A 20,612-nucleotide genomic window follows, 5' to 3' on the forward strand; every position below is an offset into this window, starting at 1 on the left:
CCGTCAAGCCCGTACCGCGTCCGCCTGTTCAGACGAGGAGCACCCCCATGTCCGCCACCGTCTCCTTCCCGGTCCCCACCCCCGACGGGCCGCGGGCCGTCACCGTCTCCTACGCGCGCGTGGGACGCGGTGAGCCGCTGCTCCTGCTGCACGGCATCGGACACCACCGGCAGGCCTGGGACCCCGTGGTGGACATCCTGGCCACCGAGCGCGAGGTGATCGCGGTGGACCTGCCCGGCTTCGGGGCGTCCCCGTCCCTGCCCGCCGGGCTCGCCCACGACCTGTCCACGACGACCGCGGTGCTCTCCGCCTTCTGCGAGGCCCTGGAGCTGGACCGCCCCCATGTCGCGGGCAACTCGCTGGGCGGTCTGCTGGCCCTGGAACTGGGCCGGGAGAAGCGCGTGCGGTCCGTCACCGCCCTGTCCCCGGCGGGGTTCTGGTCGGAGGCGGAGCGGCGCTACGCCTTCGGCGTGCTGCTGACGATGCGGCAGATCTCGCGGCGGATGCCGCTGCCGCTGGTGGAGCGGCTGGCGCGATCGGCGGCCGGCCGGACCGCCCTGACCAGCACCGTCTACGCCCGTCCGGCGCGCCGTTCACCCGAGGCCGTGGTCGCCGAGACGCTGGCGCTGGCCGGGGCCACCGGGTTCGACGAGACCCTGCGGTCCGGTGCGGCCGTCCGGTTCACCGACGACGTCCCCGGCATCCCGGTCACGGTGGCCTGGGGCACCCGCGACCTGCTGCTGGTGCGCCGCCAGGGCGTCCGCGCCAAGCAGATCATCCCCCGGGCCCGTCTGGTGCGGCTGCCCGGCTGCGGGCACTGCCCGATGAACGACGACCCGGCGCTCGTCGCGCGCGTGCTGCTCGACGGCAGCCGCTGAGTCCCCGCCGGCGCGGATCCGGGAGGGGGTCCGTCTCATGGCGGGAACGAGGTGACGGCACGGGTTCGCGAGGCCGCGCGTCCGGTTGTTCACCCGTGGTTCGCGTGCGCGCTGCGGCGTTCCCGTAGGTGTGACGGTGCACACCGGCAGGTTCCCGTTCCAGGAGGCCCACCCATGTCACACCGTCCACTCCCCGGACGCCGCAGCGTGCTGCGCGGCTCGCTCGCCGCGTCCGCCGCCCTGACCCTGCCCGCCGGCCTCGGCGCGGCGCCCGCCCTCGCCCTGTCGGGGCGGCCCCGTGCGGAGTGGGGGGTGCAGACCGGGGACGTGACCGCGAACTCCGGTCTGGTGTGGGTCCGTTCCGACCGGCCGGCACGGATGGTCGTCGAGACGTCGGCGACGGAGTCGTTCCGCGACGCGCGCCGCTGGCGCGGTCCGCTGCTCGGTGCCGGAACGGACTTCACCGGCACGACCCGGCTGCACGGGCTGCCGTCCGGCCGGGAGATCCACTACCGCGTGCTGCTGGCCGACCCGGACGACCCGCGCCGTACCGGCGAGCCGGTCACCGGCACCTTCCGGACCGTGTCCGCACGGCGGCGCGACGGCGTGCGGTTCGTCTGGTCGGGCGATCTGGCCGGGCAGGGCTGGGGCATCAACCCGGAGCTGGGCGGTTACCGGATCTACGACGCGATGGCCGCGCTCGACCCGGACTTCTTCCTGTGCAGCGGCGACAACATCTACGCCGACGGGCCGATCGGCGCGACGGTGGCCCTGCCCGACGGGCGCACCTGGCGGAACGTCACCACGGAGGAGAAGTCGAAGGTCGCCGAGACCCTGGCGGAGTTCCGCGGCAACTTCCGCTACAACCTGCTGGACGAGAACCTGCGGGCCTTCAACGCGCGCGTGCCCTCCATCATCCAGTGGGACGACCACGAGGTCACCAACAACTGGTACCCGGGCGAGATCCTCGCCGACGCGCGGTACACCGAGAAGAGCGTCGACGTGCTGGCCGCCCGCGCCCGGCAGGCGTTCTCCGAGTACTTCCCGATCTCCACGCTGCGCCGCCCGGACGGCCGCGTCTACCGGGTGCAGCACCACGGCCCCCTGCTGGACGTGTTCGTCCTGGACATGCGCACCCACCGGAACGCCAACTCCCCCGGCGACCAGGGTGCGGACGACCGGGGCATCCTCGGCGAGGAGCAGTTGGCGTGGCTCAAGCGCGAGCTGTCCCGCTCCCGGGCGGTGTGGAAGGTGATCGCCTCCGACATGCCGCTCGGCCTGGTCGTCCCCGACGCCACGGACGGCAGACCGAACATCGAGGCGGTCGCCCAGGGCGACCCGGGCGCGCCGCTCGGCCGTGAACTGCAGATCGCCGAACTGCTGCGGTTCGTCAAGCACCGGCGGATCACCGGTACGGTCTGGCTCACGGCCGACGTCCACTACACCTCGGCCCAGCACTACGACCCGTCGCGGGCGGCGTTCAAGGACTTCGCGCCGTTCTGGGAGTTCGTCTCCGGGCCGCTCAACGCGGGCGCCTTCCCGGCGAACGCGCTGGACGGCACCTTCGGCCCGGACCGGGTCTTCGTCAAGGCCCCCACCACCGCCAACGTCTCCCCGGCCGGCGGTTACCAGTTCTTCGGCGAGGTCGACATCGACGGCGAAAGCGGAGAGCTGACCGTGCGGCTGCGCGAGCAGGACGGCAGCGTGCTGTTCACCAAGGCGCTCCAGCCGGGCCGGGTCGGCCAGTAACTCCCCTATCCTGGAAGGCGCTCCGCGCACCGGCGTCATCTCCCGGTGCGCGGCGCTCCCGGTGCGGGGCCACGGCCCGGGAACGTCAAAGAATTAATAAAAAGGACAAATGTATCCTTTACCCATCGGTCACAAACCGTTCGTGATCGCGCAACACCATTCCTTCACAGTGGCTGCATGAATCGAGACATGTCTGATGTGACGCGGGCGAAGCACGGCCGCCCGGTGCACCACTGGCGGCGGGACGCCGTGGAACTCGCCGCCCTGTTCACGGCGGTCGCGGTGGCGGACGTGGTCGCGGGCCTCGTGGGCCACGGCCCGCAGGGCCCGCGGCTGCTGGCGATCTCGGCGGCCGCCCTGGTCGCCACGGCCGGATTCCACGTCTGGTGGTCACGACGCCACGGCCACGCACCGCCCACCGGCGATACCGATGCCCGGCCGCCCTCACCCGAGGCGCAGGCCGGGCCGTCCGGACTCCCCGACGGCGTCGCCGGGGAGAGCGCCCTGTGGCGGATGCGGACGACGGTGAAGGACGCTCCGGGCTCGCTGGCCGCGCTGTGCACGGCACTGGCGGAGCACCACGTCGACATCCTGAGCCTCCAGACGCACCCCCTGGGCCGGGACACCGTGGACGAGTTCCTGCTGCGGGCCCCCGGCGCGCTCGCGGCGGCCGAGATCAACCGGGCCGTGGCGGTGGCGGGCGGCTCCGGCACCTGGATCGAGCGGGCCGACGCCCACGACCTGGTCGACGCCCCGACCCGGGTGCTGGGCCTGGCCACCCGGACCGCGCTGGACGCCGCCGAACTTCCTCTGGCACTGCGCCAGTTGCTGGGTCGCTGCACGATCCGCTCGTTGCCCGCCGCGGTGCGCGGCGGGGGGCGCGGGCCGGAGGGCGTGCCCGTGGAAGGGGTCCTGGAGGACACCGTGATGCGGCTGCGGGCGCCGGAGGGCGGAGTGATCACCGTGGAGCGGCCGTACCTGCCGTTCACCCCGACCGAGTTCGCGCGGGCGCGGGCCCTGGTGGAGCTGGACGCCCGGCTGGGCCCGCGCGTCCCGCCGGGCCAGGACGTGCTGACGCTCCCCGAGGGCAACGCCATCACCGTGCGCCGGGCCGACCCCGCCGACCTGGCGGCGGCGAAGGCGATGCACGAGCGCTGCTCGCCGCGCACCCTCGGCATGCGCTACCACGGGCCGGTCGGCGACGCCGACCGCTATCTCAACCACCTGCTCAGCCCGCGCTTCGGCCGCACCCTCGCCGTGCAGACCCCGTCGGGGCGCGTCGTCGGCCTCGGCCACCTGCTGTGGGACGGCGACGAGACGGAGGTCGCGCTGCTCGTCGAGGACGAGTGGCAGCGGCGCGGCATCGGCGCCGAACTGCTGGGCCGGCTGGTCGCGATGGCCGTCGAGGCGGGCTGCGAGAGCGTGTACGCGGTGACGCAGGCCTCCAACACCGGCATGGTCGCCGCCATGCGCGGCCTCGGCCTCCCGCTCGACTACCAGATCGAGGAGGGCACGCTCGTCATCACCGCCCGGCTGGACACGGCCCCCACCGACACCCGGCAGGCGTACGGGTCGCCCGCGGAGCGGATCGTCCGCGACTGAGCCGGACGCCCCCGGAGACCTTCGGCCGACCGGAGGCCGGACGGCGAACGGACGGCAGCCGGGCGGCGACGGCGAACGCCGAAGGCAACGGCAACGGCAACGGCAACGGCAACGGCAACGGCAACGGTGAAGGACACCACGGACGACGACCACCGACAACGACGGACGGCCCGGCGACTGGACTGTCGCCGGGCCGTCCGTCCCCCGGGAACCGCAAGCCGGACGTCAGCCCACCGTGACCACGGACCCGTTCAGCGCACCGTCCAGATCCGCCCACAGGTCGTCGACGTCCTCCAGACCCACCGACATCCGCAGCAGCCGGTCGCTCACCCCGGCCCCCCTGCGCTCCTCCGCGCCCACGATCCGGTGGCTGATGGACGCCGGATGCTGGATGAGGGTGTCGACGCTGCCGAGGCTCACGGCCGGGGTGATCAGGTGCACGCCGGCGATCACCTCGTGCGGGTCGCCGTGCACCTCGAAGGCGACCATCGCACCGCCGATCCGCGGGTAGTGCACGCGCGCCACGCGCGGGTCGGCGGTCAGGCGGCGGGCCAGTTCGGCGGCCGTCGCGGAGGCGGCCCGCACCCGGACCGGAAGCGTCGACAGGCCCCTCAGCAGCAGGTAGCCGGCCAGCGGGTGCAGCACCCCACCGGTGGCGAAACGAATCTGCCTCAGCAGTCCGGCGAACTCCTCGTCGCAGGCCACCACGCCCGCCAGGACGTCCCCGTGGCCGCCGAGGTACTTCGTCGCGCTGTGCAGCACCAGCCGCGCACCCTGCTCGGCGGGCCGTTGCAGCACCGGTGTCGCGAAGGTGTTGTCGGCGAGCAGCGGCACCGAGCCGCAGGAGTGCGCGACCGCCCGCAGATCCACCTCGGCGAGGGTCGGGTTGGCGGGCGACTCGACCATGACCAGGCCCGTGTCCGGGCGCAGCGCGTCCGCGATCCCGGCCGGGTCGGTCCAGGTCACCTCCGTGCCGAGGAGCCCGGCGGTCAGCAGGTGGTCGCTGCACCCGTACAGCGGGCGGACCGCGACCACGTGCCGCAGGCCCAGGGAGGCGCGGGCCAGCAGCACCGCGCTCAGCGCGGCCATGCCGCTGGCGAACGCGACCGCGCTCCCGGTGCCCTCCAGCCGGGCCAGCGCGGTCTCGAAGCGGGCGACGGTCGGATTGCCGAGCCGGCCGTAGACCGGCGGGCCCTCCGGTTCGGCGCCGGTCGCCGCGAACGCGTCGATGCGGGCGGCCTCGGCACGGCTGTCGTAGGAGGGATAGGTGGTGGACAGGTCGATGGGCGGGGCGTGCAGGCCCTGCCGGGCCAGGTCGTCCCGCCCGGCGTGCACGGCCTCGGTGGCCAGTGCGCGGGGCGCTTGGGACGTGCGTACGTCGTCGTACGCGTGCGTGCCCGCGGGGTACGGGTACGCGCGTGTGCTCGCTGCGGCTGAGTCCATGGACGGCAGGGTGAACAACGGCCGGTCCTTCCGGGGCGGACTCCGTGCTACGTTCGGCCGATGGCCGAATCCGTCGTACTCGATCCGGTGGACCTCCAGCTGCTGCGGCTGCTCCAGAACGACGCCCGGACGACCTACCGCGACCTCGCCGCGCAGGTCGGCCTCGCGCCGTCGACCTGCCTGGACCGGGTGACGCGGCTGCGCCGCTCGGGCGTGATCCTCGGCAACCGGCTGCGGCTCGATCCGGCCAAGCTGGGGCGCGGGCTGCAGGCGCTGCTGTCCGTGCAGGTGAGGCCGCACCGGCGGGAACTGGTGGGGCCGTTCGTGGAGCGCATCCGGGGGCTGCCGGAGGCGCTGACCGTCTTCCACCTCACCGGGCCCGACGACTACCTCGTGCACGTGGCCGTCGCGGACATGGCCGACCTCCAGCGGCTGGTCCTCGACGAGTTCACGGCACGCCGGGAGGTGGCCCGGGTCGAGACCCGGCTGATCTTCCAGCAGTGGGACTGCGGGCCGCTGCTGCCACCGACGGCTTCGGGACAAACACCGTGACGTGCCGCACCGCCGCGTACGAGGATGGTGTCCATGTCACAGACCAACAGCCCGCTGCCCCGTGCGGTCGCCGACGCCTACGTCGACGACCTCATCGCCCTCGACCCGGTGACCGGAACCTTCCTCGGCGTGCGGGAGAGTTCGAGCCGTCTGCCCGACTTCTCGCCGGCGGGGCAGGAGGCGCGCGCGCGACTCGCGCGCGACACGCTGGCCAAGCTCGACGAAGCGGAACGCGCGCCCGGCGCGGACAGTGACATCGAGCGCCGGTGCGCACGTCTGCTGCGCGAGCGGCTGACCGCCCTGCTCGCCGTCCACGAGGCCGACGAGGGTCTGCGCGAGGTCAGCAACCTGTCCTCGCCGGTCCACCAGGTGCGCGAGGTGTTCACCGTGACGCCCACGGAGACCGACGCGGACTGGGCGGCGGTCGCCGAGCGGCTGCGCGCGGTGCCGGCCGCGCTGGCGGGCTACCGGGAGTCCCTGGCGCTCGGCCTGGAGCGCAAGCTGTACGGGGCTCCCCGGCCGGCGGTCACCTTCACGGGACAGCTCTCGGAGTGGACGGACACCGACGGCTCGGGCCGCGGCTGGTTCGAGGACTTCGTCTCCGCCGGCCCCGAGGCGCTGCGCGCCGAACTGGGACGGGCGGCCCGCACCGCGAACACCGCCCTGGTCGAACTGCGGGACTGGATGCGGGACGTGTACGTGCCGGCCGTGCAGGGCGCCCCGGACACCGTCGGCCGGGAGCGGTACGCCCGCTGGGCGCGCTACTACAACGGCACCGACCTCGACCTCGACGAGGCGTACGCCTACGGCTGGGCCGAGTACCACCGGCTCCTCGCCGAGATGCGGCAGGAGGCGGAGAAGGTCCTGCCGGGCGCCGCGACCCCGTGGGTGGCGCTCGCGCACCTCGACGAGCACGGCAGGCACATCGAGGGCGTCGACGAGGTCCGCGACTGGCTCCAGGGACTCATGGACCAGGCCATCGACGCGCTGGACGGCACCCACTTCGAACTCGCCGGGCCGGTACGGAAGGTGGAGTCGTGCGTCGCGCCGCCCGGCGGCGCCGCGGCCCCCTACTACACGCCGCCGTCCGAGGACTTCTCCCGCCCCGGCCGCACCTGGCTGCCGACCATGGGCCTGACCCGCTTCCCGGTCTACGACCTGGTCTCCACCTGGTACCACGAGGGGGTGCCCGGCCATCACCTCCAGCTCGCCCAGTGGACCTACGCGGCCAAGGACCTCTCCCGCTACCAGGCCACCGTGGGCATGGTCAGCGCCAACGCCGAGGGCTGGGCGCTGTACGCGGAGCGGCTGATGGACGAGCTGGGCTTCCTCACGGACGCCGAGCAGCGCCTCGGCTACCTGGACGCGCAGATGCTGCGCGCCGTGCGCGTCATCATCGACATCGGCATGCACGCGGAGCTGGAGATCCCGGCCGACTCCCCGTTCCGGCCCGGCGAGCGCTGGACGCCCGAACTGGCCGAGGAGTTCTTCGACGCGCACAGCAGCCGCCCCGGGGACTACGTGGCGAGCGAGCTGACCCGCTACCTGAGCATCCCCGGCCAGGCGATCGGCTACAAGCTCGGCGAACGCGCCTGGCTGCTGGGCCGGGAGCGCGCCCGTGCCCGGCACGGCGACGCCTTCGACCTCAAGTCGTGGCACATGGCGGCCCTTTCGCAGGGCTCCCTGGGCCTGGACGACCTGGTGGACGAGCTGGCCCGGCTCTGACGCCTGCAGGTCCCCGCCCGCCCCGCCGCCGCCCCGGCCGGCCGCCGCTCAGCAGCCGCAGTGCGCCGTCTCCACCGGGGAGGTGAGCGGGTCGGCGCCGCGCCGCCCGGGGCCCTGCCGGGTCTCGAACGCGAAGCCCTCGCGCGCCCAGTACTCGAAGCCGCCCAGCATCTCCTTGACGCGGTAGCCGAGTTCGGCGAGCGCGAGGGCGGCCCGGGTGGCGCCGTTGCAGCCGGGGCCCCAGCAGTACGTCACCACCGGCACGTCCTTGTCGAGGAGCTGCCCGGCCCGTTCGGCGATGAGCGCGGTCGGCAGGTGGACGGCGCCGGGGATGTGGCCCTGGTCCCAGGACTCGGTGGAGCGGGAGTCCAGGAGGACGAAGCCGGGGTCGCCGCCGGCCTCGAGCGCGGCGGCCACGTCGGAGACGTCGGCGTGGAAGACCAGGGAGGCCCGGAAGTGGGCGGCCGCGTCGGCCGGGGCGGCGGGGGCGAACCGCAGGACGCGGTCGGCCGCGGCCGGCGGGGAGGCGGTCGTGGTGGTGACAGTGGTGGTGGCGGTCATCTGCGGGCCTCTCGGTGCGGTGGCGATGACCGGAAATCTACGGCCGGGGATCGCCCCGCTGAAGGGCGGTTCCCCGGCGTGGATCTTGTCGGGCCGGGGATTCCCCTGGTATTCCTCGGGAATGACCGCGTATTCCCCGGACGCCACCGACTGGCGCATTCTCGAGGTCCTCCAACGGGAGGGCCGGGCCAGTTTCGCCGACCTGGCGCGGGCCGTGTCGATGTCCGCGAGCGCGGTCACCGAACGGGTGCGGCGGCTGGAGGAGGCGGGCGTCATCCAGGGGTACGCGGCGGTCGTGGACCCGGAGCGGCTGGGGCTGCCGATCCTGGCGTTCGTGCGGCTGCGCTACCCCCACGGCAACTACAAGCCCTTCCACGACCTCGTGGCCGTCACGCCCGAGATCCTGGAGGCGCACCACGTCACGGGCGACGACTGCTTCGTCATCAAGGTCGCCGCCCGCTCCATGCGGCACCTGGAGGAGCTGACGGGCAGGATCGGTGGCCTGGGGTCGGTCACGACCAGCGTCGTCTACTCCTCGCCGCTGCCCCGGCGCCCGCTCGGTCACTGACCGCGCTGCCGCACCACCGATCCGGACCGCCCCTTGACGATCTCCAGCTGGGCGTGGACGCGCCGCCGCAGATCGGCGACATGGCTGACGATGCCCACGCTGCGGTCGCGTTCGCGCAGGGAGTCGAGGACGTCGAGGACCTCGTCCAGCGTCTGGTCGTCGAGGCTGCCGAACCCCTCGTCGATGAAGAGGGTGTCCAGCCGGACGCCGCCCGCCTCGTCGGTGACGACGTCCGCGAGGCCGAGGGCGAGGGCGAGGGAGGCGAAGAAGGTCTCGCCGCCGGACAGCGTGGCCGTGTCCCGTTCGCGTCCGGTCCAGGCGTCGACGACGTGCAGCCCGAGCCCGCTGCGGCCGCGCCCGGCCCGGTCGTCGGAGTGCACGAGGGTGTACCGCCCGGACGACATGCGCTGGAGGCGGGCGGTCGCAGCGGCGGCCACCTGTTCCAGACGGGCGGCCAGGACGTACGCCTCCAGGCGCATCCTGCGCTCGTTGTCCGCCGAGGTGCCCGCGGTGAGGCCGGCCAGGCGGGCCACCCGCTCGTACTCCTCGCGCAGCGGCGCGAGCCGCCGTACGGCGTCGGCCGCGCGCGCGGAGAGACGGTCGAGTTCGACGCAGCGCCGGGCGGCCGCGTCCTGGGCGGAGGCGGCCCGGCGCAGCCGCTCGGCGGCCCGGCCGGCCTCCTGTTCGGCGGCGGTGAGGTCGGCGGCGGGCCGCTGCGCGGCGGCCACGGTGTCGGGCTCGGCGAGGACGGCCCGTACGGCGGCCTCCTCGGACTGCCAGGCGTCCAGACGGCGTTGCAGCTCGCGATGGGCGGCCTCGTCGAGGAGGGCGTCGGCGGCGGCCTGCGGGGTGTCGAAGCCGGCCCGGAAGGCGGCCTCGTCGAGGCGGCCGTCGGCGGCCTTGAGGCGGCCGGCGCTCTCCTCGGCGGCGCGCGCGGCGTCGGCCGCGTCGGTGAGCCGCTCGGCCTGCCGTTCCAGCTGCTCGGCCCGCGCGGACACACTCGGTGAGCTGCCCCGTGCCTCGGCCAGTTCCTCCTCCAGGGCGAGGCGTTCGCGCTCCAGCCGCTCGCGGTGGCCCACCCGGGAGGCGGCCCTGACGGCGGCCTCCCGCTGGGCGGTCGTGCGGCGCTCGTGCTCCTGCTCGGCCCGGCGCAGCTCCTCGCGCGCGGAGTGCAGCGTGGAGGCGTCCCGGCGGGCCTGGCTGTGGTCGCGCTCCAACGCGTCGCTTTCCGCGACGAGTTGCCCGGTGGGGGTGTCTGCGGCCTCGGCGCGGGCGGCGGCGAGGCGCTCCCGGACGAGTCCGAGGTCGCGTTCGGCGTCCGTACGGTCCTGTTCGGCGCGCTGGTGGGCGGCGAGGGCCTCCTCCTCGGCCTCCCGGCCGACGTGTCCGGCGACCTTGCGGGCGGGGGCGGGGTGCTCGGTGCCGCCGCAGACCGCGCAGGGTTCGCCGTCGCGCAGGGTGGCGGCCAGCTCGGCGGCGATGCCGCTGAGCCGCTGTTCCTTGAGGTCGAGCCAGTGGGTGCGGGCCGCCAGTGCCCGCTCACCGGCGGCGAGCGCCTCCCGCCGGGCGTCGTCGGTGTCGCGGGTGAGGCGGTCGCGCAGCCGGGCGGCGGCCAGCCGGCGGCGGGCGGACTCGCTCTGCACGGCGAGCTGTTCGGCGCGGGTCGCGGCCTCCTGAGCGGACTCGACCCGCTCCTGGAGTGCCGCACGGGTGGCGTCCCAGCCGGCGAGCCAGCCCTCGGTCTCGGCGAGCACGTCCTCGTCGGCGCGCTCCTGACGGTCCAGGTCGGTGCGCTCCGCGAGGAGCGCGGCCAGCCGTCGCTCGCCGCGGCGGGCCGACTCCAGCCCGCCCAGCTCCTCCGCGGCGCGGCGGGCGGCGGCGGCCAGCCCGGCCGCGCCGGCGTCGGCGAACCGCTCCGGCAGCAGCGCACGTGCGCGTGCCTCGGCGTCGGCGGCCCTGCGATGCTCGGCGTCGGCGGCCTCCCGCAGCTCCAGGGCCGGTGCCACCGCCTCGGCCTTGCGTGCCCGTTCCCTGCGCGCCAGCGCCTCGCGGTGGTCCCCGGCCCGCTCCTCCAGCAGCCGGGCCCGCTCCCGCGCCTCGGCGAACCGCCGCTGCAACCGGTCGAGTTCGCGTACGTCGGCCAGCGCGCGCTCGGCAGCGGCCTGCGCGGACTCGGCGGTCAGGCGGCCGCACTCGGTGATCGTCAGCTGCTCCCGGGCGGTGCCGCGGGCCACGGCGGCGGCGGTCAGCACGGCCCCGGCCAGGCCCGGCTCGCCCGGTGCCAGCTCGGGCAGGTCCATGGCGTCGCCGGCGGCCTGCTGCATGCGGTGCGCGTCGGCCAGGAGCGCCGCGTCGCCCTCCCGCACGCGTGCCTCCGCCGTACGCCGGCGCTCGGCGAGCCGCTTCTCCACCTCGGCGAAGCGCCGGGTGTCGAAGAGGCGTCCGAGCAGCCGGCCGCGGGCCTCGGCGTCGGCGCGCAGGAACCGTGCGAAGTCGCCCTGGGGCAGCAGCACGACCTGGCAGAACTGCTCGCGGCTCATGCCGAGCAGCTGGGTGATCTCCTCACCGATCTCCTGGTGGGAGCGGCTGAGGTCCTTCCAGGTCCCGGCGACGGCGTCGTGTTCGCGCAGCCAGGTCTGGGCCTTGTCGACGGTGGTGCCGGTGCCGCGCTTCTTGGGGCGCTCCCAGGGCGGCTGCCGGGTCACCTCCAACCGCCTTCCGGCGACGGTGAGTTCGAGGGTGACCTCGGTGCGGGTGCCGGGGGCGGCGTGGTCGCTGCGCAGCGTCAGGCCCTGACCGTTCTGCCGGGCGCCGGGGACGGAGCCGTACAGCGCGTAGCACACGGCGTCCAGGACGGAGGTCTTGCCCGCGCCCGTCGGTCCGTGCAGCAGGAAGAGTCCGGCGGCGGACAGTTCGTCGAAGTCGACGCTCTGCCTGCCGCCGAAGGGCCCGAAGGCGGTGAGGTCGAGGCGGTGCAGCCTCATCGGGCCACCTCCCGCGCGCTGTCGTCCGCGCGCACCGCGTCGAAGGCGTCCCGCAGCACGTCCTGCTCGCCCGCGTCGGGGCCCGCACCGCGCACGTGCGCGACGAAGTCCTCGGCGATCTCCTGGTCGCTGCGGCCCGCGAGGCGCCGGGCGTAGGACACGTCGGGGTCGTCCGGGGCGCGCTCGGGGGCGAAGACGAGGCTGAGGGTGTGCGGGAAGCGCTCGGTGAGCCGGGCCATGGGGTCGGCCGGGCGCACGGCGTCGGTGAGGGTCGCCTCGACCCACGCCTCCTCGTACCGGTCGAGCCGGGGGTCGGCGAGCAGTTCCTCCAGTGTGCCGCGGAGCCGGGCCAGCTCGCGGGGGACGGGGCAGTCGATCCGCTCGGCGGTGACCTCTCCGTCGGCGTCGAGGTCGACGAGCCACATGGTCTTGCGGTGGTCGGCCTCGGAGAAGGAGTACGGCAGCGGGGAGCCGGAGTAGCGCACGCGCTCGGTGAGGGTCTGGCAGCCGTGCAGGTGCCCGAGCGCCGCGTAGTCGACGCCGTCGAAGACACCGGCCGGCACGGAGGCGACCCCGCCGACGGTGATGTCCCGTTCGCTCTCGCTGGGCCGGCCGCCCGTGACGAAGGCGTGCGCGAGGACGACCGAGCGGGTTCCCGGCGGGCGGCCCGCGAGGTCGGCCCGGACCCGGTCCATGGCGGCGGCGAGCACCGCCTCGTGCGCGGCCTTCTCCACGCCGAACTCGTCCTTCACCAGGGCGGGTTCGAGATAGGGAAGTCCGTAGAGGGCGACGTCGCCGTGGGCGTCCCGCAGGATCACCGGCGTGCCGGCCGCGGCCGGGTCGGTGAGCAGGTGGACGCCCGCGCGCCGGATCAGTCCGGCGCCCACGCCGAGCCGCCGCGCGGAGTCGTGGTTCCCGGAGATCATCACCGTGGGCACGCCCAGGTCGGCGAGGCGGTGCAGGGCGTCGTCGAACAGTTCGACGGCGGCGAGCGGGGGTACCGCCCGGTCGTACACGTCCCCCGACACGACCACCGCGTCCACCTCGCGCTCACGCACGGTGGCGACGAGATGGCCGATGAATCCGGCCTGGGCGCCGAGCATGTTCACCCGGTGGAACGCCCGGCCGAGATGCCAGTCGGACGTGTGCAGGAGCCTCATGGTTCCCGAGCGTATCGGGAGGGCCCGACGGCACGGACCGCCGCTTCGGCAAGTCCGGCCCTGAATGACCGTTTCGACCGGAATGGAAACCTTCGGTGAAGGGGTCGCGTCGTCCTGAGACGGCGTCATCTCCGGCGGCCGCCCTCACGCGTCGCCGTACGCCTCCCCGCCCGTCTCGAACCGCGCCGTCCCCGCCGTCGCGTCGGCGAGCCAGGCGCGGAAGGCGTCGACGTCGGCCTCGGGGAGGCCGATCTCGATGGTGACCGCCTCGCCGTAGCGCACGTCGCGGACCTCGCGGCCGGTGGAGCGCAGGTCGTTCTGCACCTTGCCGGCCCGCTGGTGGTCGACGGTCACCGTGGCCAGCCGGAAGCGGCGGCGGGTGAGGGTGCCGAGGGCGTCCAGTGCCTCGCCGACGGCGCCGCCGTACGCGCGGATGAGGCCGCCGGCGCCGAGCTTGACCCCGCCGTAGTAGCGGGTGACGACGGCGACGACGTAGCGCATGTCGCGGCGCAGCAGCATCTGGAGCATCGGGACGCCCGCGGTGCCGCCGGGTTCGCCGTCGTCGCTGGCCCTCTGGACGGAGGCGTCGGCGCCGATGACGTAGGCCCAGCAGTTGTGGGTGGCGTCGGCGTGCTCCTTGCGGACGGCCGCGACGAACGCCTGGGCCTCCTCCTCGGTGGCGGCCGGGGCGAGCGCGCACAGGAAGCGGGAGCGGTTGATCTCGGTCTCGTGGACGCCCGGACGGGCGACGGTGCGGTACTCGTCCTGCATCGGGCCAGCCTATGCCGTGGCCGCTGCGCCTCGGCCGTCGTCCTCGCGTCCCCGCGGCACGGCCGTCCAGGTCAGCAGGGCCGCGCCCGGCCGCAGGTCGCTCCAGGCCGGGCCGTGCCAGGTCAGCGCCGCGACGGCGGAGGTGGGGAACTTCGCCCGGATCCCGTCCAGGGTGTCCCCGGGGGCGTCCGCGGCCAGGTCGAGGACGAGTTCCTGCAGGCCGGGATTGTGCCCGACCAGCAGCAGGGTGCGGACCTCGGGGGGCGTCCCGCGGACCACGGCCAGCAGCTCGGGCACGTCGGCGGCGTACAGGCGCGGTTCGTACCGGACGGGCGGCGCGGTGTCCCACCGGGCCGAGGCCAGTTCCCAGGTCCGGCGGGCGCGCACGGCGGTGGAGCACAGGGCGAGATCGGGGAGGTGGCCGGCACCGGCCAGCGCGCGGCCCGCCGCCGGGGCGTCGCGCAGGCCGCGCGGGGCGAGCGGCCGCTCGTGGTCGGGCACGCCCTGCGGCCAGGCCGACTTGGCGTGCCGCAGGACGACCAGCCGGCGCGGCGGCCCGGCCTCGGCGGCGCTCACGCCGCGGCCCCGACGTCACGGGTGAGTTCGAGGCCGAGGAGACGGTCGGCGTAGGCGTACGTCTCGAAGCGGGCGCCGTCCGGGAGCCTCGGCCCGGCCTCCTCCACCGAGTGCAGCACGCTCAGCACCTCGGGCAGGTCCAGGTCGTCCTCCCAGGCGGTCCGCAGCCGCAGGCGCAGGTCCTCGGGGACCGGGCGGGACGGGCTCCGCGCCCAGTCGGCGACGGCCCGGCGCCAGCGGGCCAGCGTGGTGCCGGCCGCCCGCAGCGCGGCCTCGTCGAGCGGGGCGGGCGCGCGGTGGTGGTGGGACAGCAGGGCGAGGCGGAGGGCGGCGGGATCGGGGGCCGCACCGGCCGGGCCGTCCGGCCGCACGGCCGCGACCGGGACCCACGCGCCCTCCCCCGCCACCGGGGCGTCGTCCGCCGCCACGTGCACGGTCTGGGCCTCGCCGAATCCCGCGGAGACGTCCCTGCCGTCCTCGAAGGGGCGGGCGCCGAAGCGTGTGGCGGCCGCCCGCAGCTCCGCCTGCTCGCGTTCGCCGGTCAGCACGGGCAGGACCGACGTACCGCCGAGTTCCAGCACCCGCACGACGAGGTCGGCGACGAGGAGGACGCGGAGGCCGCCGCTGCCGCGCCCCGAGGCGTGGGCCTCGACACGGGTGAGGCCGCGGCGGACGGGGGCGGCGACGACGGGCTCGCCGGTTCGGGGGTCGATGATGCGCAGCACGCGCCCGAGCGTAGGCGGGCGGAGGGCCGTCCGCAGTCCCGGGTGCGGAATCGGTGACGGCCGTCCGATGTTGAGCGGATGGACGCCGTTCGGCGTCCTGCGATGTCCGTCCGTCAGAGGAGGCCGCCGTGCACGGCGACGAGGCAACGATCCGCAGGATCCTGACCGAGCTGGGCGACACCTGGGCGGTGGTGGGCCTGTCCACGAATCCGCGACGGGCGGCGTACGGCGTCGCGGAGGTGCTCCAGCGCTACGGCAAGCGGGTCGTCCCGGTCCATCCGAAGGCGGAGACCGTGCACGGGGAGCGGGGGTACGCCTCCCTCGCGGACATCCCCTTCGACGTGGACGTGGTGGACGTGTTCGTGAACAGCGGCCTCGCGGGAGGCGTCGCGGACGAGGCGGTCGCCAAGGGTGCGAAGGCGGTGTGGTTCCAGCTCGGTGTCGTCGACGAGGCGGCCCGGGCCCGCACCCGGGCCGCGGGGCTGGAGATGGTGATGGACCGCTGCCCGGCGATCGAGATCCCCCGGCTGGGCTGAACGGGGGCCGCCGCGGCCCCCCGACACCCCCTCGGCCGCGCGGTGCCGGCCGGCCTCGGAGCGCGACGCCCAGTCCGTCCGGCACCACCGCGCCGGGCAGTTCGGCGAACGCCTCGCCGGGCACCAGCAGTTTGCCGCGGCGGCGCCCGCTGCCGACGAGGACGTACGGCAGGTCGACGACGGCCGGGTCGACCAGCACCGGCCGGGCGGCGGGGAGTCCCACGGGGGTGATGCCGCCGTACTCCATGCCGGTCTCCCCCACCGCCGTGTCCATCGCGGCGAAGGACGCCTTGCGGGCGCCGAGCCGGCGGCGCACCACGCCGTTGACGTCGACGCGGGTGGTGGAGAGCACGACGCACGCGGCCAGGGTGGTCTCGGCGCCGCGCTTGCCGGCGACCACCACGCAGTTCGCCGACCGCTCCAGCGGTTCCCGGCCGTAGTGCTCGACGAAGACGGCCGTGTCGGCCCACCGCGGGTCGGTGTCGACGTGGACGATCCGGTCGGCGGGGACGCCGCCGCTCCCGTGGCGTAGCGCGTCGGCGACCGGGCCGACCAGGTCGTCGAGGCGGTCGGGGGCGGGCCTGGCGTCGTCGAAGCGTCCGATGGGTGCGTCCGATGGGTGCGTCCATGGCCGCACGCTGACAGCGGCGCCGCGGCGGTCGGCGGGGTGTCTCAGTGCACGGGCGGCACCGACACGGTGAGCACCATCTCGGTCGGGATCTCGCCCCGGTTGGCGTAGGTGTGGGCGGCGTCGGCCTCGAAGGTGACGCTGGCGCCGGCCGGGACGCGGTGCTCGGTGCCCTCGACGGTGAGGGTCAGTTCACCGGCGGTGACGTGGGCGATCTCGACCGTGCCGGCCGGGTGCGGGTCGGAGCCGCTGCTGTCGCCCGGCATCAGCCGCCAGTCCCACATCTCCAGCGGGCCGGGGGCCTCCGTGCCGGCGAGGAGCCGGCTGTAGCTGCCCGCGTCGGTGTGCCACAGCCGGACCACCTGGTCGGCGGGGACGACGCGGACCTTGGGCCCCTGCTCGTAGTCGAGGAGGGTGGTGATGCTGATGCCGAGCGCGTCGCCGATCTTGACGACGGTGCCGAGGCTGGGGTTGGTACGGGCCTGCTCGATCTGGATCAGCATGCCGCGGCTGACTCCGGCGCGGGCCGCGAGGGTGTCGAGGGTGAAGCCGCGGTCGGTGCGCCAGCGTTTGACGTTGCGCGCCAGGGACCGGGTCAGCAGGTCGAGGTCCGACACGTTCCGTCCAATTCGCCCTGTCCGGACGCTGCCCGGAGTCCAACCGTCTGGATTCCGGAGTCTACTGTCCTGCACCACCGGTCGGCGGCGGCCGGGGTCCGCCGCCCCCGTCAGCTCTCCGGTTCGAGTTCGGCGAGCCGCGCCGCCGACACCTCGTCCAGACCGGACAGCGCGACCAGTTGGTCGGAGGTCACCCCGTCGGGGATCGGTACCGGGGCCGGGGTGCGCAGCGGCGGCTGCCAGCCGTCGGCGGGGGTCCACCGGCGTACGACGCGGGCGGGCGCGCCCGCGACCACCGCGTGGTCGGGCACCGTGCCGCGCACCACCGCGCCGGCCGCGACGACGACGTTCCGTCCGATCCGCGCCCCCGGCAGGATCACCGCGCCGGTGCCGATCCAGCAGCCGGAGCCGATCTCGACCGGCTCCATCCGCGGCCACTGCTTGCCGATGGGCTGGTGCGGGTCGTCGTAGGAGTGGTTGGTGGAGGTGACGTAGACGTAGGGCCCGAAGTAGCAGTCGCTGCCGATGGTGACCGTCGTGTCGGCGATGACGTGGCTGCCGCGGCCCAGCACGACGCCGTCGCCCATCCGCAGGATCGGATCGGGGCCGAGGTCGAGGTCCGGCATCAGACCGGCCGTCAGCGTGACCTGCTCGCCCACGATGCAGTGCGCGCCCAGGTGGATCCAGGGTTCACCGAAGACGGTGCCGAGCGGGAAGGCGAGCCGGGTGCCGGAGCCGATCGAGCCGAAGCGGAGCCCGCCGGGGTGCTCGGCGGTGACGGAACCGGTGCGCTGCACCCAGGCCCAGCCCGCGTGGACGGCCCGCTGGGCGAGGCGGCGCCGCCATGATGAGAACGTGTTCTTGCGCTTCGGCACCCGCTCACCGTACTCAGCACGCGCCGGCGCCAGGACGCCGTAGGCCTGTGATCTTCACCCCACCGGGTGACGTACGGTGCGGGGAGCGGACGGACACGAGGAGACGGTGATGACGCACAAGGCGCTGATCGTGGGCATCGGCGGCAGGGAACCGAGGGTCGACGCGGAGGCGTTCGTGTCGCCGACGTCCTCCGTCATCGGGGACGTGACGCTGGCGGCGGGCGCGAGCGTCTGGTACGGCGCCGTGCTGCGCGGTGACGTGGAGCGGATCTCGGTGGGGGCGCGGAGCAACGTCCAGGACAACTGCACGCTGCACGCCGACCCCGGTTTCCCCGTGACCATCGGCGAGCGGGTCTCCGTCGGCCACAACGCGGTCGTCCACGGGGCGAGCGTCGGGGACGACTGCCTGATCGGGATGGGCGCGACCGTGCTGAACGGCGCGGTGATCGGGGCCGGTTCGCTGGTCGCCGCGCAGGCGCTGGTGCCGCAGGGCATGGAGGTGCCGCCGGGTTCGCTGGTCGCGGGGGTGCCGGCGAAGGTCAGGCGGCAGCTGACGGAGGAGGAGCGTCAGGGCGTCACGCTGAACGGCACGTTCTACGCCGACCTGGCGAAGGCCCACGGCGAGATCCACGCGTAGGGCGGTACCGCGGCGGGCGCGCGGCTGCGGCTACTCGGCGGCCGCCACCGTCCCGGTCCTCGGTTCAGCGGCGGTCTCGGCCTCGGTCTCGGTCTCGGTCTCGGCCTGCCGTGCGGCGTTCCTCGCCTTGCGCTTGAGCACGATCATCGAGGTGAGGCCGATGAGCACGGCCACCACCAGGCCCAGCCAGGAGAACCGCTTCAGCCAGGACTCCGCGACGACACCCACGTAGTAGATGACGGCCGTCGTGCCGCCCGCCCACACGATGCCGCCGAGCAGGTTGGCGGTGAAGAACCTCCAGTACGGCATGTGCAGTACGCCCGCGAGCGGCCCCGCGAAGATCCGCAGCAGGGCGATGAAACGGCCGAAGAAGACGGCCCACATGCCCCACTTCTCGAAGGACCGCTCCGCCGTGGCGATGTGCCCCTCGCCGAAGTGCCGGGGGAACTTCTTGCCCAGCCAGGCGAGCATCGGGCGGCCGCCCCTGCGGCCGATGGCATAGCCGAGGGAGTCACCGATCACCGCGCCCGCGGTGGCGCAGGCGCCGAGGATCACGGGGTTGATGTCGCCGTGCTGCGAGGCCAGCAGCGCCGAGGAGACGAGGATGATCTCGCCCGGCAGCGGGATGCCCAGGCTCTCCAGTCCGATGACCAGACCCACCAGCGCGTAGATGGCGACCGGGGGTACGGCCTCGAGCCACTCCTGGACGTGCACCGCCGGCTCCTCCCGTACGAGTCCTGCTCTGCGGCGCGCCGGGGACGGGCGCACGCCGGGAAGCCTACCGGGTCGGCCCCGCGACCGGCCCGCCCCGTGGTGCGGTCCTCGCGCACAGGATCCTCAGACGTGTCTCCCGGGGAACTCCCATGCCCGTGGTCCAGCATGACCGCCATGAACGCCCCCCGCCCTTCCGCCCCTCCCGCGCCCTCTGCCGGCTGTGTCCCCGGCGTCTCCGGCGTCTCCGCCGCCCCTGCCGTCCCCGCCGTCCCCGCCGTCCCCGCCGTCCGCAAGGCGGTCGTCCCGGCGGCCGGGCTCGGCACCCGTTTCCTTCCCGCGACGAAGGCGACGCCGAAGGAGATGCTGCCGGTCGTCGACAAGCCGGCCATCCAGTACGTCGTCGAGGAGGCCGCCGCGGCCGGTCTGGACGACGTGCTGATGGTCACGGGCCGCCACAAGCGGGCCATCGAGGACCACTTCGACCACGCCTTCGAACTGGAGCAGGCCCTCGCGGCGAAGGGCGACACCGTGCGGCTGGACGCGGTGCGCGATCCGGCCCGGCTCGCGGACATCCACCACATCCGCCAGGGCGACCCGCTCGGCCTCGGTCACGCCGTGCTGTGCGCCCGCAACCACGTGGGCGACCAGCCGTTCGCGGTCCTTCTCGGCGACGACCTCATCGACCCCCGCGACCCGCTCCTCAGCCGCATGCTGGAGGTCCGCGACCGGCACGCCGGCAGCGTGGTCGCGCTGATGGAGGTGCCGCCGGAGCAGGTCCACCTCTACGGCTGCGCGGCCGTGGAACCGTCCGGGGAGGACGGCGTCGTACGGGTCACCGGGCTGGTGGAGAAGCCCGCGCCCGAGGACGCGCCGAGCCGGTACGCGGTCATCGGGCGGTACGTCCTCGACCCGGCGGTCTTCGACGTCCTGGAGCGCACGGAGCCCGGCCGCGGCGGCGAGATCCAGCTCACCGACGCCCTCCAGGAGCTGGCCGCGGCCGGCACGGTGCACGGCGTCGTCTTCTCCGGCCGCCGCTACGACACCGGCGACAAGGCCGACTACCTGCGCACGGTGGTCCGGCTGGCCTGCGACCGGGACGACCTGGGCCCGGAATTCGTCTCCTGGCTCAAGGAGTTCGTGGCGGAACTGGAGGAGACCGGCGCGCCGGGACGCGAACGGTCCCGCCCCGTGCCGGCGAGGGCCGCCGGGGCGGCGTGACGCCGTTCCGCTCCCTACCGCTCCCCGCCGCGCCGCGCCTCGCCTCGCCGCGCCGATGGTCGTCGGTCCCGGAGCGCGGGCGCGGGCGCGGAA

19 protein-coding genes and 1 pseudogene are annotated in these 20,612 nt (G+C 74.7%); 9 read left to right on the forward strand and 11 right to left on the reverse strand.

All coding sequences use genetic code 11. The features are described 5' to 3' along the window. Positions 1–47 precede the first annotated feature (47 nt). From ACH4N1_RS33105 to ACH4N1_RS33115, 3 genes are all read left to right on the forward strand, one after another. On the forward strand, positions 48–878 hold the full coding sequence (locus ACH4N1_RS33105) for an alpha/beta fold hydrolase (protein WP_398103820.1): 831 nt from the start codon (positions 48–50) through the stop codon (positions 876–878). 174 nt (positions 879–1,052) lie between these two features. Beyond that, positions 1,053–2,627 carry an alkaline phosphatase D family protein gene (locus ACH4N1_RS33110; protein ID WP_398103823.1) on the forward strand — a complete coding sequence of 525 codons (1,575 nt, stop codon included), beginning with the start codon at positions 1,053–1,055 and terminating at the stop codon, positions 2,625–2,627. 225 nt (positions 2,628–2,852) lie between these two features. Next, positions 2,853–4,229, forward strand: a complete 1,377-nt coding sequence (locus ACH4N1_RS33115) for a GNAT family N-acetyltransferase (protein ID WP_398103900.1) — start codon at positions 2,853–2,855, stop codon at positions 4,227–4,229. Positions 4,230–4,454: 225 nt separating this feature from the next. Here ACH4N1_RS33115 and ACH4N1_RS33120 read toward each other — a convergent pair whose 3' ends face one another. Then, positions 4,455–5,672, reverse strand: a complete 1,218-nt coding sequence (locus tag ACH4N1_RS33120) for a trans-sulfuration enzyme family protein (RefSeq protein WP_398103826.1) — start codon at positions 5,670–5,672, stop codon at positions 4,455–4,457. 60 nt (positions 5,673–5,732) lie between these two features. On the opposite strand from ACH4N1_RS33120, the gene ACH4N1_RS33125 reads away from it, so the two are divergent. Together ACH4N1_RS33125 and ACH4N1_RS33130 are read left to right on the forward strand one after the other, a co-directional pair. Further along, positions 5,733–6,224, forward strand: a complete 492-nt coding sequence (locus tag ACH4N1_RS33125; protein WP_363089845.1) for an Lrp/AsnC family transcriptional regulator — start codon at positions 5,733–5,735, stop codon at positions 6,222–6,224. Positions 6,225–6,257: 33 nt separating this feature from the next. Beyond that, entirely contained in the window at positions 6,258–7,949 is a 1,692-nt protein-coding gene (locus tag ACH4N1_RS33130) for a DUF885 domain-containing protein (RefSeq protein ID WP_398103829.1), read from the forward strand. 48 nt (positions 7,950–7,997) lie between these two features. Here ACH4N1_RS33130 and ACH4N1_RS33135 read toward each other — a convergent pair whose 3' ends face one another. Then, entirely contained in the window at positions 7,998–8,510 is a 513-nt protein-coding gene (locus ACH4N1_RS33135) for a rhodanese-like domain-containing protein (RefSeq protein ID WP_398103832.1), read from the reverse strand. 121 nt (positions 8,511–8,631) lie between these two features. Here ACH4N1_RS33135 and ACH4N1_RS33140 point away from each other — a divergent pair, with 121 nt between their 5' ends. Next, entirely contained in the window at positions 8,632–9,078 is a 447-nt protein-coding gene (locus ACH4N1_RS33140) for an Lrp/AsnC family transcriptional regulator (RefSeq protein ID WP_366059887.1), read from the forward strand. On the opposite strand, the gene ACH4N1_RS33145 is transcribed toward ACH4N1_RS33140, so the two are convergent. The 5 genes from ACH4N1_RS33145 to ACH4N1_RS33165 form a co-directional block, all read right to left on the reverse strand. After that, positions 9,072–12,062: an AAA family ATPase gene (locus ACH4N1_RS33145; protein WP_398103835.1), complete on the reverse strand. Its 2,991-nt coding sequence runs from the start codon at positions 12,060–12,062 to the stop codon at positions 9,072–9,074. The genes ACH4N1_RS33140 and ACH4N1_RS33145 overlap by 7 nt on opposite strands. Next, a complete protein-coding gene (locus ACH4N1_RS33150) occupies positions 12,059–13,222 on the reverse strand; it encodes an exonuclease SbcCD subunit D (protein WP_398103838.1) in 1,164 nt (387 codons plus the stop codon). The genes ACH4N1_RS33145 and ACH4N1_RS33150 overlap by 4 nt, the downstream gene beginning before the upstream one ends. A 144-nt stretch (positions 13,223–13,366) precedes the next feature. Continuing rightward, entirely contained in the window at positions 13,367–13,993 is a 627-nt protein-coding gene (locus ACH4N1_RS33155; protein ID WP_398103840.1) for a YigZ family protein, read from the reverse strand. 9 nt (positions 13,994–14,002) lie between these two features. Further along, positions 14,003–14,569 (reverse strand): SixA phosphatase family protein, encoded by a 567-nt coding sequence (locus ACH4N1_RS33160; protein ID WP_398103843.1) that lies wholly within the window; start codon positions 14,567–14,569, stop codon positions 14,003–14,005. After that, positions 14,566–15,294 (reverse strand): hypothetical protein, encoded by a 729-nt coding sequence (locus ACH4N1_RS33165; protein ID WP_398103903.1) that lies wholly within the window; start codon positions 15,292–15,294, stop codon positions 14,566–14,568. Before ACH4N1_RS33165 ends, ACH4N1_RS33160 begins: the two co-directional genes overlap by 4 nt. A 128-nt stretch (positions 15,295–15,422) precedes the next feature. Here ACH4N1_RS33165 and ACH4N1_RS33170 point away from each other — a divergent pair, with 128 nt between their 5' ends. Then, positions 15,423–15,830 (forward strand): CoA-binding protein, encoded by a 408-nt coding sequence (locus ACH4N1_RS33170; RefSeq protein ID WP_398103846.1) that lies wholly within the window; start codon positions 15,423–15,425, stop codon positions 15,828–15,830. Positions 15,831–15,891: 61 nt separating this feature from the next. Here ACH4N1_RS33170 and ACH4N1_RS33175 read toward each other — a convergent pair. From ACH4N1_RS33175 to ACH4N1_RS33185, 3 genes and pseudogenes are all read right to left on the reverse strand, one after another. Continuing rightward, positions 15,892–16,467, reverse strand: a pseudogene (locus ACH4N1_RS33175) (YbaK/EbsC family protein); the annotation flags it as partial. 35 nt (positions 16,468–16,502) lie between these two features. Continuing rightward, positions 16,503–17,075 (reverse strand): helix-turn-helix domain-containing protein, encoded by a 573-nt coding sequence (locus ACH4N1_RS33180; RefSeq protein ID WP_398103848.1) that lies wholly within the window; start codon positions 17,073–17,075, stop codon positions 16,503–16,505. Positions 17,076–17,185: 110 nt separating this feature from the next. Next, on the reverse strand, positions 17,186–17,950 hold the full coding sequence (locus ACH4N1_RS33185) for an acyltransferase (protein WP_398103851.1): 765 nt from the start codon (positions 17,948–17,950) through the stop codon (positions 17,186–17,188). A 109-nt stretch (positions 17,951–18,059) separates the two neighbouring features. Between ACH4N1_RS33185 and ACH4N1_RS33190 the strand changes: the two genes are divergently transcribed. Further along, complete coding sequence (locus ACH4N1_RS33190; protein WP_382784547.1) at positions 18,060–18,587, forward strand: gamma carbonic anhydrase family protein; 528 nt, start codon at positions 18,060–18,062, stop codon at positions 18,585–18,587. Positions 18,588–18,617: 30 nt separating this feature from the next. Here the strand turns inward: ACH4N1_RS33190 and ACH4N1_RS33195 are convergent, their stop codons facing one another. Beyond that, on the reverse strand, positions 18,618–19,301 hold the full coding sequence (locus ACH4N1_RS33195) for a DedA family protein (protein WP_398103855.1): 684 nt from the start codon (positions 19,299–19,301) through the stop codon (positions 18,618–18,620). A 174-nt stretch (positions 19,302–19,475) separates the two neighbouring features. Here ACH4N1_RS33195 and galU point away from each other — a divergent pair, with 174 nt between their 5' ends. Further along, positions 19,476–20,519 (forward strand): UTP--glucose-1-phosphate uridylyltransferase GalU, encoded by a 1,044-nt coding sequence (gene galU / locus ACH4N1_RS33200; RefSeq protein WP_398103858.1) that lies wholly within the window; start codon positions 19,476–19,478, stop codon positions 20,517–20,519. Positions 20,520–20,612 lie beyond the last annotated feature (93 nt).

It is taken from the genome of Streptomyces sp. NPDC017202 (genome assembly GCF_044331705.1).
Taxonomy (GTDB): Bacteria; Actinomycetota; Actinomycetes; order Streptomycetales; family Streptomycetaceae; genus Streptomyces.

Excerpts from the sequence above, each read along its gene's own strand:
- ACH4N1_RS33135 (WP_398103832.1), bottom strand. The coding sequence starts at position 8,510 with ATGACCGCCACCACCACTGTCACCACCACGACCGCCTCCCCGCCGGCC.
- ACH4N1_RS33110 (WP_398103823.1), top strand. The coding sequence starts at position 1,053 with ATGTCACACCGTCCACTCCCCGGACGCCGCAGCGTGCTGCGCGGCTCG.
- ACH4N1_RS33125 (WP_363089845.1), top strand. The coding sequence starts at position 5,733 with ATGGCCGAATCCGTCGTACTCGATCCGGTGGACCTCCAGCTGCTGCGG.
- ACH4N1_RS33105 (WP_398103820.1), top strand. The coding sequence starts at position 48 with ATGTCCGCCACCGTCTCCTTCCCGGTCCCCACCCCCGACGGGCCGCGG.
- ACH4N1_RS33120 (WP_398103826.1), bottom strand. The coding sequence starts at position 5,672 with ATGGACTCAGCCGCAGCGAGCACACGCGCGTACCCGTACCCCGCGGGC.
- galU (WP_398103858.1), top strand. The coding sequence starts at position 19,476 with ATGAACGCCCCCCGCCCTTCCGCCCCTCCCGCGCCCTCTGCCGGCTGT.
- ACH4N1_RS33190 (WP_382784547.1), top strand. The coding sequence starts at position 18,060 with ATGACGCACAAGGCGCTGATCGTGGGCATCGGCGGCAGGGAACCGAGG.
- ACH4N1_RS33145 (WP_398103835.1), bottom strand. The coding sequence starts at position 12,062 with ATGAGGCTGCACCGCCTCGACCTCACCGCCTTCGGGCCCTTCGGCGGC.
- ACH4N1_RS33150 (WP_398103838.1), bottom strand. The coding sequence starts at position 13,222 with ATGAGGCTCCTGCACACGTCCGACTGGCATCTCGGCCGGGCGTTCCAC.
- ACH4N1_RS33130 (WP_398103829.1), top strand. The coding sequence starts at position 6,258 with ATGTCACAGACCAACAGCCCGCTGCCCCGTGCGGTCGCCGACGCCTAC.
- ACH4N1_RS33140 (WP_366059887.1), top strand. The coding sequence starts at position 8,632 with ATGACCGCGTATTCCCCGGACGCCACCGACTGGCGCATTCTCGAGGTC.
- ACH4N1_RS33155 (WP_398103840.1), bottom strand. The coding sequence starts at position 13,993 with ATGCAGGACGAGTACCGCACCGTCGCCCGTCCGGGCGTCCACGAGACC.